The sequence below is a fragment of the Staphylococcus sp. HMSC062A01 genome (genome assembly GCF_001836805.1).
Classification (GTDB): domain Bacteria; phylum Bacillota; class Bacilli; order Staphylococcales; family Staphylococcaceae; genus Staphylococcus; species Staphylococcus haemolyticus.
Map to the genome: position 1 here is coordinate 1 of NZ_KV830646.1, position 255 is coordinate 255.

Genomic DNA, 255 nt, shown 5'->3' on the forward strand with positions numbered 1-255 from the left:
CGGAACACCCAAATGTCTCAACTTCTACACCTAAGAAAGCAACTGATACTTCGCCTCCGACGGAACCTGTTGTGACAAATGATTTAACTGGTAAAGCAACGACTAAAACACCGATTACCGTAACGACAGACCCGAATACACGTGTTGAGTTACTTGATAAGGATAACAACGTGATTGGTTCAGGTACGACGGATAGTAATGGTCGAGTTACGATTACACCTACGGTGCCTATTCCTGAAGGTAATGTACGTGCTA

Annotated in this window: 1 protein-coding gene; it reads left to right on the forward strand. The window is 43.9% G+C overall.

Annotation, left to right across the window (positions count from 1 at the left end; translation table 11 throughout):
• Positions 1–255 (forward strand): hypothetical protein (locus tag HMPREF2715_RS11445; RefSeq protein ID WP_141757457.1); only part of this gene is annotated, 255 nt, incomplete at both ends.